Below are 6,949 nucleotides of genomic sequence, written 5' to 3'. Positions count from 1 at the left end.
GGTTCTGGACCACATGGATGGTGATGCGGACCTGGAGGATGGCGGGGACGCCGAGCCGTCCCTGGCGGCGCCCGAGAACACCGCCGACTCGCAGGTCGTCTACATGCGAGGCAGCGACCGGGACGGCGAGGCCGAGGCGCCCGAGACCGTTCTGCCGGAGGTGACGGCCGAGACCATGCCGGAACCGCAGTCCGAGCCGTTGCCGGTGGCTGCAATCTTGCCCTGGCGCGGTCGCGGGAACATCGTCTCGGCGGCTGGGTCGTTCCTCGTCGACCTGCTGGAGCGCGCCTGATGCCAACCGCACTTCCGAGCCGCACCGAGACCGCCACAGCCGCGCAGCGCCTGTCCTGGCCTGACACAGCCCGGTTTTTGATCCTGCTGGCCCGCGTCCGCTGGCTAAACCGCCGGTTGGAGGCTGCCCACCGCCGCGTTGAGCGCTACGGCTTCGACGGTGCAGCCTTGATCTGGTTATCACCGCCCGACGCTGGCTCGACACTCACGAGGCCATCGCTGACCTTCTTGGGCTACCAGAGCCACCAGAGGCCGCGAAGGTTCGGGCGACGCTGCAAACGTCATCGCGACGTCGGCCAATCTGAGTATCCACGCTCGCCCATCGGCGGTGAGGGGGCACTAAGAGACGAGCGTGGAAGGTGGGCGCGATGCTGACCTCAGGCGCCGTAAATCCGAACGTCAGTCTAAAGCGGCCGTTGCGATTGGGCCGCTGTTCTCATCGATTTGATAAGACATGGCGATGTCAGATCCGCGAGCGATCATCTGTATCTGACCAGCCAGCATCAGCAGGGCAAACGCGCCCCATACGGCAACGAATAAGAGGGGAGGGCCTTCATCGGACATGCGATTTGCTCCTCTGCAACGGGCATAAATTCGCCGAGTAGCTGTGCCTAAAGGGTGAGCTGATCAGTCGATTGCGGCATCATCCGATTGCTCAAACCGGACCGCGTCTTCGGCCGGCTGTACAGTGGTCAGCGAGGTATAGCCTGGGCAGCCGATCTGCTGGCGCTCCAACGGCGTCGAAGCCAACGCGCAGGCTAGTTCCGGCAGGTCCGCTAGGTCGTCGGCTCGTGACTCGCCGACCATGTTGATCAGCAGGACGGATACTAAGAAGAAGCGCATCAGCATTCCCTTCTCGAAGCCCCCGAGAAGAAGGCTATCGCGCAGCGAATGGAGACGCTTCCTACATTCGAGGGATGCGAAACCAGGGAACGCTGTTTTGGTCCTCGCTCAAGAATACGTGATAATTGATGGCTAGCTTACGCTCGCTGCGAAAATCTTGCCCTGGGGGGCCGCGGCAGCGTCATTGCGGTGGCCGGCGTGGCGCTGCTCGACCTAATAGAGCGAGCGTGATGCAGAGGCTGCTATGGGTGGTGAACCGTCATCGAACTGCTGCCAGAAACGCGTCTTTCGACCGTGCATCCTACTAAACACTCGACTGCCTTCTTTGAAGGCATCACTGCGTGATTAGGAGCTTGCCGGGCAGCGGACCGACGCCTTTGGGCACTGGCACGCTCGTCCCCTCATAGTTCGCGTTGAGGTAGAGGTTTGGTCCTTCGTACAGATTGAGCTGTGCTGCGACGATCACCGTGTAGGCCGACTGATCAGCCACGGGCTTGTCCGCATCGATCACGAGCCGGCCGGCAGGCAGATAGATCGTTCCCAGCATGGTGCGCGCGTTGTCGCTGATGATGCGGTAGGTCCGCAGGGGCCGTGTCTGGCCAAGGGGCTGCGGCGTCGGTGGAGGCGCCGGTGACAGTGGAGCGAGCAAACCGCCCACGAAGCCGATGACCGCTGCGGTCGGGTCCACAGGGTTCCCAACCGTTCGTTCCTCAGCGATCAGCAAGCCCGCCATGATCCCCGTGGTTGGCGCTGCCAGGCTGATCGTGGACTGCTTATCGAACAGCAGGCCGGCTTGGTCGCCCGTGAAGAACAGGCCGACGTCCGTGCCCGACAGTGAGCCTTTCTGATCGACGACGAGCGGCCCATCCTTAATGACGTAGATGCCGGACCGGAGGGTGACGTTGGCCTTCTTCGTGATGTGCAGGCCGCCACAGTAGGTGCCGGGGTCGAGGGTGACGCTCTGATCGATCAGGTTTTTGCTGGTGTCACCCTTGCTGTTGGCCGACTTCGGGATCTGTATGCAACCGCCTGGTATCGGCAGTGTACGCTCCTTGAGCGGGTCGCCGAGAGACGGGCAGCTGGTCTGAGGCGGTGGCGCGAAGTTGGCCCGTGGTCCGCTGTAACCGCCTGCAGAGCAGATGGTCTGAGCCTTAGCCATAGCGCTGTCGCCGCCGATCATGCCCCTCGGATTGGACGAGTTCGAGTAGAGCGAGCACCCGTCAGCAGTGACCTCAGCCCTCTTCTGCAGGTTGAAGGCGCCAGGTGCAGCTGGGTCGAGGGTAAGCATGCATAGCCGCATCCGTCCGACGACGTTGGCCCGCGCCTGCGCCACAACGGTCTGCGCGCGCAGACCGATGAAAGCACCGAAAGCGAGCTTCACCGTCTCCTCGGCGCGGGCCGACACGCTGGTCTTGTCCGTCGATACGGTGACGGTGAGCGTGAACGGTCGATCAGGCACAGGACGGGCGTTGTCCCGAACAGACTGCTCGGTCACCCCTTTGACCGACTCGACGGTCGACGAGGCGAACTTGAGGGTGTTGCCGCCAGCGAGCGTCCCGACGTCGACGGCGCTCTGAAGCTGGCTGCGGCGATACGAGAGGCGGGCATAGTCGATGCCGCCGCCGACGAGGCCAAGCAGCACCGTGGTGCTCAGGCCAAATATGAGCGCAACACCGCCACGACGCTCCGTCCAGAAACTTGCCCAGCAATCCTGTGCTTTGAACGCTTTTGGGTCCCCCTTGGCTAATAGGATCATTGCAGGAATAGCCCGTATTTGCATTTTTGGCCGCTTAACCGAATATCAGTGACAATGACTGCTTCGAATTAACGTCATATTGAAGGAATGTGTTGCGTAGGTAGGTAGCTGTTATAGCTATTAAGAGATAGCTCACGCACAAAGATCACTGACATTGCAGTCGAGTTTTGCCGATTTGAAAAGATTATTTTCATATCAAATCGCTTAGAACATTTGTCAGCATCGCTACTAAAGAAAAATAATCTGATACCACGTTGATATTCTAGCTTGTGGCAATTCTACTGAAGTACTCTAACATTTGGCTTGGAACACATCGTAGGGCGCGACCCTAATCGATCAGCAGGTCGGAAAAACGGTTATGAGCATGCCTTACCGTTCGGTAGAACCACTTCGTTGTAGGTGGATTTGACGGTCTGGCCGCCTCGAACTGGCCACGGCACGCTCGACCTAAACGTGAACTGGTTGTTGGCGCCGCTCACAAACCGCATCACGTTGCTGCCGAACAGTGCCGGGTAAGGGACGCTCACTTCGGCCAGCACGTAGCGCATCCCAGCCAGCTGGAAGCCCTCCGGTACCTTCAAGTCGGATGCCGTCCCGACCGCCCGTGCGGTACCGTTGCTCGTGGCATAGCTCGAGCACACTCGCGGTAGCTGACCAACACCGTCGGCCGTGACGCCGAGTGCGCTGACGACGATCGTGGCTCCGCTACTTGGAAAGGGCGTGAGCACGAGTTTGGCAGAGGCCAGGATGTCGGTCATCGTGGCCGCCAGCATCGTGGCCTGCCCGTCACCCTGGGACGTGAGATCCGCCACCGCGCGCGCGAGGAGCGTAACCCTGCGATAGTGGTCGATCGCGCGTCCAAACTCCGTCACGCCGAACAGAAGAGCCAGCATCACGGGTAGGATCAGCGCAAACTCGATCGCCGCGACGCCGCGCGCATCATCCCGGAAGCGTGAGACGGTGCGATGGCGACGGATGATCGCGTGCATGACTCCTTTCCTCGCTCAGCAGCCCGGGCTTGACGAGGTGTCGTAGGGCTCGGTCCGGAACACGGCCGTGGATTGGAGTAGTCGTGCCCCGTCGCTGAAACCAGGCCAGCCCGCGTAGAGGAAACTGAACACGACGCGAAATTTGACCGCTGCGGTCACGACCACGATCGCTCCTGGCTGTGCGCAGGCGTAGTTCGTGCCGAAGCCCTTGGCCCAGTCGCCGGTCTTCGAGTCGAGTGGCGTCGGCACAGCGCCACTGGCGAACGAATTGCTTAGCGCAACATCAAGCTTCAACGTATTGCAGTCGAATACGGTAGCAATAGGAGCCGAACTAGCGCCGCACATGGCGGTCTTCATCTTGGCCAGCAATACACTAGCGTCCGTCTGACCGGAGTTCACCTTTTGAAACTGACCTGTGTAGATCGTCCGACCGGCTCTCTGAAGTGCGTCGTCGAGGTTGCGTGCCGTCCACACCATCAGAACAATCTGCAGAATTGCCGCCAGAAGGCTTAGGAACGGTAGGGCTACTAGGGCAAATTCAACAGCGGTCGCCCCTCCTCGCGCGTGTACGAGGCGACGGACGACAGCTGCGCGACCAAAGATCAAGTGGTGTGAGTCGAGCGAAGTGAACGGCATGCGTGAGGCGAGAGCAAGCGGCATGCGGCAACCTACTCGACAATCCGGAGCTTCTTATCGGACACTTTTATGAGTGACGGACACGAAACGATAACGCGAATATCATCGTAGTCTTTATCGCTGCCCGCATTGGGAGGGCGATCCTCCCAACCATAATACATGTACTTGCCATCACTGCAGCTGGTTGTTGCCGTGGCAGGATTGTGCGTCGTATGACTATTGGGCAGGATGCCGCCGTCCGACTTGTTTTTGCACTGGCTAAGATTATCGCAGACAATCGTTTCGAGGATAGGATTAGCGTTCATGTCGAGCGAAGTGAGGCTGCCATTCGAGTAGACGCGGTAACCCTTCATGCTCATTGACTGAACGCGCAGGCCCGTGTCGATAGTGGTATCGGTGTAATACTGATAGATTTCTTGTTTTGAGTCGTCCCAAGCAGATTTGTTGTCGCGCGCATTTCGGACGTTGCGTAGCATATAGCTCGGCGCTTCGTTGGCGCCGCAGACTGGCATTGTATTTTTAGAATAATCGGTCGACGGGGTGCCATTGTCGGCCACAGCGACCATGCCACGTCGCCCTTTGTCGGCCTCTGCCTGCCGCTTCGGATCAGATGAGTAGCAATACATGTAGATGCGATTGTAGTCGGCGGCCTCTGGCGAAAGCTGGCTCACGGCTGGCGGAGTGGTCTGATAGACAGGCGCGACGCGGTTGACGGTTGTTGCCGTGCCGACGATGATCTGCCTGGGCATGCCGGGCAGAAGGTGCAGAAGGCTTGTCTTCAATGTCGTGGAGATCGTCACTCGATAGTTGGAGCCATCGATCCATTTGCCGTTGACCTGGAAGCCATTAGTCGTACTGGCCGAGCCGAGACGGGAAGTGAGCTGAGCGCTAGCGAGGCGCAGACCTTCGGTCGCAGCCGCGACCGTGTCGGCGTTTGCAACCAGCAACGCGGTGGCATCGGCGACGCTCGACTCGACGGCGCGGATGCGCACGGCATTGCCATAGTCAATCACAAGACCGCTTGCTCCGATGAGCAGCGGCAAACTGAGGCCAAAGATCAGCACGACGTTCCCGCTCTCGCTCGCAGCGAGCGATCGCAGGCGGCGCGTCACGTTCTCGCGCATACCTTAACCCCCAGGCCTGCCGGTAACCCTTGATGAGTATCCGTGGCACGCACTTACATATGTGAGATTAAAATTAATACAGTATTGTAGGATTGATCACCGTCTCTATAGGGGCAAATTGATGGGTGGATGTCTAATTTTTGGTTAAAATATATTTAAGAGTCTATCTGCGGATCTAAATTTTCATGTCGAACAAGAATGGACTTCGTGGGGATTGGATGGACACTCGCAACGTCAGACGCGGCCGCGACCTAAAATGTCCTCTCCTACGGCCTGAGCCAGCTCGCAATTTCCTTGGGGCTGATCGCCGAGGCGACGATCGCAGGGACATCAGGGCTGTTGCCGCTGGCATAGCGGTAGGGCCCGGCTGTGAGGTTGTACATGTAGGCATCGATTGCCGCGACCATGCTCTGGCTGCTGAGGATGCCAGCTTTGCGCAGATCGGCGACGGTTCGAGGGTCAGCAGCCATGGACGGGCTAATCGCCCTGCAACGTTGACTTAACCGTGCCACCCGGCCGACATGGACCGTTCCGGCTGCATCCGCCTTGGCGAGTCGCAGCCACCGTTCAGGAGAGATTGCCGCGAGATAGACCCTGAAAAGCCAACAGCCCCTTCCCGGCAAGGAAGAGGCTGCTGAAAACCGAAGGCCTGTGAGGCCGGACTCATCTCCCCTCACAAGCCATGAGACCCCCAGGGGTGTCAAGACGGAACTCGTTTCCGTCAACGGGAAGGCTTTGCCTGGACCCTAGCCGCGGCCCGTGAGGGACCGGGTTCGATGAACTATGCCGAGGAGATCCGCCGACAGGTGGAGGCGGCCCCGCGCGCCGCGCTGCCTGCCGTTACGGCTGCGCTCTGGCGCGCCTATGGGGAAGGGAAGGTCACGGAGGCCGAGGCCGAGGCGCTGTCCGTTCTCATCGAGGGCCGGCGATCAGCCGAAAACGGACCTAAGTGCGGACAGAGGGCGAACGGCCAAGCAACGTTCGCGTCTCAAGTGTCCCCTTCGATCAAGAACATCTCAGATCGCGCAGGATCGCCCAGGAGGGCCGTCGGCTCGCGCCCGCGCACGGATGCTTCGATGGAGCGCCGTCGCCGCTGGGCCGCCTCGGGGCGGCTTCCACCGGGGCTAGCGGCCCGGTTCACGCTGGCCGAGCAGGCTGTGCTGGCCCTAGTGGCTGCCGAGACTACGCGCCGGAAGGACTGCCGGCTGTCGATCGAGAACATGGCCGCAGTCGCAGGGGTGTGCCGCTCGACGGTCAAGAACGCGATCCGCGAGGCGCGCCAGCTCGGCCTGCTGACCGTCGAGGAGCGC

At 60.4% G+C, this 6,949-nt stretch carries 8 protein-coding genes and 1 pseudogene; 2 read left to right on the top strand and 7 right to left on the bottom strand.

Going from position 1 to position 6,949, the window contains the following annotated elements; all coding sequences use genetic code 11:
• A partial coding sequence (locus MKK82_RS09520; RefSeq protein ID WP_243985458.1) for a hypothetical protein occupies positions 1–292 on the top strand: 292 nt, incomplete at its 5' end.
• Positions 293–690: 398 nt separating this feature from the next.
• Here the strand turns inward: MKK82_RS09520 and MKK82_RS09515 are convergent.
• The 7 genes from MKK82_RS09515 to MKK82_RS09485 all read right to left on the bottom strand — a co-directional run bounded on the left by MKK82_RS09515 (position 691) and on the right by MKK82_RS09485 (position 6,109).
• Positions 691–855, bottom strand: coding sequence for a hypothetical protein (locus tag MKK82_RS09515; protein ID WP_243985457.1), 165 nt, complete (start codon positions 853–855; stop codon positions 691–693).
• Between the two features lie 63 nt (positions 856–918).
• Positions 919–1,140: a hypothetical protein gene (locus tag MKK82_RS09510; protein WP_243985455.1), complete on the bottom strand. Its 222-nt coding sequence runs from the start codon at positions 1,138–1,140 to the stop codon at positions 919–921.
• A gap of 328 nt (positions 1,141–1,468) precedes the next feature.
• Positions 1,469–2,890 (bottom strand): TadE/TadG family type IV pilus assembly protein, encoded by a 1,422-nt coding sequence (locus MKK82_RS09505; protein ID WP_243985453.1) that lies wholly within the window; start codon positions 2,888–2,890, stop codon positions 1,469–1,471.
• Between the two features lie 356 nt (positions 2,891–3,246).
• The gene (locus tag MKK82_RS09500) at positions 3,247–3,879 is read right to left on the bottom strand and encodes a TadE/TadG family type IV pilus assembly protein (RefSeq protein WP_243985451.1); all 633 of its coding nucleotides are present in this window, start codon (positions 3,877–3,879) and stop codon (positions 3,247–3,249) included.
• Positions 3,880–3,894: 15 nt separating this feature from the next.
• Positions 3,895–4,485: a TadE/TadG family type IV pilus assembly protein gene (locus MKK82_RS09495; protein WP_243985459.1), complete on the bottom strand. Its 591-nt coding sequence runs from the start codon at positions 4,483–4,485 to the stop codon at positions 3,895–3,897.
• A gap of 62 nt (positions 4,486–4,547) precedes the next feature.
• A complete protein-coding gene (locus tag MKK82_RS09490; RefSeq protein ID WP_243985450.1) occupies positions 4,548–5,639 on the bottom strand; it encodes a TadE/TadG family type IV pilus assembly protein in 1,092 nt (363 codons plus the stop codon).
• Positions 5,640–5,905: 266 nt separating this feature from the next.
• Positions 5,906–6,109, bottom strand: a complete 204-nt coding sequence (locus MKK82_RS09485) for a hypothetical protein (protein ID WP_243985449.1) — start codon at positions 6,107–6,109, stop codon at positions 5,906–5,908.
• 306 nt (positions 6,110–6,415) lie between these two features.
• Between MKK82_RS09485 and MKK82_RS09480 the strand changes: the two are divergent.
• Positions 6,416–6,949 (top strand): annotated as a pseudogene (locus MKK82_RS09480) (helix-turn-helix domain-containing protein); the annotation flags it as partial.

Origin of the sequence: Methylobacterium sp. E-046, assembly GCF_022829625.1 — a bacterium.
In the GTDB taxonomy this organism is placed as follows: domain Bacteria; phylum Pseudomonadota; class Alphaproteobacteria; order Rhizobiales; family Beijerinckiaceae; genus Methylobacterium; species Methylobacterium longum.
Note: the sequence above shows the minus strand (reverse complement) of the source record. Positions and strands in the feature narration are given on the sequence as shown.

What these genes read in the sequence shown, in the direction of transcription:
- MKK82_RS09490 (WP_243985450.1), bottom strand. Translation starts at nt 5,639, where the DNA reads ATGCGCGAGAACGTGACGCGCCGCCTGCGATCGCTCGCTGCGAGCGAG.
- MKK82_RS09515 (WP_243985457.1), bottom strand. Translation starts at nt 855, where the DNA reads ATGTCCGATGAAGGCCCTCCCCTCTTATTCGTTGCCGTATGGGGCGCG.
- MKK82_RS09505 (WP_243985453.1), bottom strand. Translation starts at nt 2,890, where the DNA reads ATGATCCTATTAGCCAAGGGGGACCCAAAAGCGTTCAAAGCACAGGAT.
- MKK82_RS09500 (WP_243985451.1), bottom strand. Translation starts at nt 3,879, where the DNA reads ATGCACGCGATCATCCGTCGCCATCGCACCGTCTCACGCTTCCGGGAT.
- MKK82_RS09510 (WP_243985455.1), bottom strand. Translation starts at nt 1,140, where the DNA reads ATGCTGATGCGCTTCTTCTTAGTATCCGTCCTGCTGATCAACATGGTC.
- MKK82_RS09485 (WP_243985449.1), bottom strand. Translation starts at nt 6,109, where the DNA reads ATGGCTGCTGACCCTCGAACCGTCGCCGATCTGCGCAAAGCTGGCATC.